2 protein-coding genes are annotated in these 1,277 nt (G+C 39.2%); one reads left to right on the plus strand and one right to left on the minus strand.

Translation table 11 applies throughout. The features are described from left to right. Positions 1–308: class I tRNA ligase family protein (locus tag ACFIL8_RS04295; RefSeq protein WP_375688993.1), on the minus strand; the 308-nt coding region annotated here is incomplete at its 3' end. A gap of 165 nt (positions 309–473) precedes the next feature. Here ACFIL8_RS04295 and ACFIL8_RS04300 point away from each other — a divergent pair. Then, positions 474–1,163 carry a YggS family pyridoxal phosphate-dependent enzyme gene (locus ACFIL8_RS04300; protein WP_375632073.1) on the plus strand — a complete coding sequence of 230 codons (690 nt, stop codon included), beginning with the start codon at positions 474–476 and terminating at the stop codon, positions 1,161–1,163. Positions 1,164–1,277: the final 114 nt, after the last annotated feature.

Here is a 1,277-nt window from a genome sequence, read left to right on the forward strand (position 1 = left end):
TGCACTTTATTTTGCATAGCGGCATTTTCAGCCGGCATCCCAAAAGCATCCCACCCCATGGGATGAAGCACATTAAACCCCTTGGCGCGTTTATAGCGTGCAACCACATCCCCCATGGCATAATTGCGCACATGCCCCATGTGAATGCGCCCAGAAGGATAAGGAAACATTTCTAAAACATAATATTTTTCACGAGCATCTTCTTGAAGAGTCTGAAAAATTTTCTTTTCATCCCAAATTTCTTGCCATTTTTTTTCTCTCGCACGTGGATTATAGCGTTCGCCTATATTATAATGTCCAATTGTCATTCCCATTATACTCTTTTAATAAAACAGAACCAAAAACTTGTTTTATTATGCTTGACCATGGATTAACCTCATCGTCAACATTTTCGTGAAATATTTCCCTAAGTATTTTATAAAACTTTAAAAAAAACGACCAACTCTTGAACAAAAAAGGTAAAGCACAAAAACATGAATACACAAACGCCCCTCGATGCCCCTTCCATTGAAGCATGGCAAAACCTTCAAAAAGACATTGCTGAAACATGTCAAGAGTTACAACGCCCTGTAGAAGAAATTGAACTTATCGCTGTTTCAAAAACTGTTTCTGCTATTGATATACGACCCCTTTTGCAAGCAGGCCAATCTTTATTTGCAGAAAACCGCGTACAAGAAGCAGCACAAAAATGGCCTGCTTTACGTCAACAATTTGAAAATATTAAACTCCATCTCATCGGTCCCCTACAATCAAATAAAGCCGCTGAAGCTGTCAAAATTTTTGATGTTATTCAAACGGTTGATCGTGAAAAAATAGCCAAAGTTTTGATGGAAGAAATGCAAAAGCAAAAAAAGAATCTCCCCTGCTATGTTCAAGTCAACATTGGGTTAGAACCGCAAAAAAGTGGTGTTGCACCCCAAGAAGTGATCCCTTTTGTTTCTCAATGCAAAAACAACTATAGACTCGATATCATCGGACTTATGGGCATCCCCCCTGTCGACGAAAACCCCGGTCCCTATTTCGCTCTTCTAGCAAAATTAGCAAAACAAGCAGGTCTTCCAAAGCTTTCCATGGGTATGTCCAGTGATTTCAAAACCGCTCTACAGTTTGGCTCTAATGTCCTTCGCATTGGCTCCGCTTTATTTGGAAAACGCCCTGTGTAAAGCAATTTCCCCTCATATAAATCTATTCCCCCTTCAATAAATTCCCATTGAAGATTCTACGAACAAGCCAAAAACAGCAGAAATGAGAAAAATATTTCCTTCAATCTCAATAAA

This window comes from Bartonella sp. AP57NXGY, assembly GCF_042195805.1.
Classification (GTDB): domain Bacteria; phylum Pseudomonadota; class Alphaproteobacteria; order Rhizobiales; family Rhizobiaceae; genus Bartonella.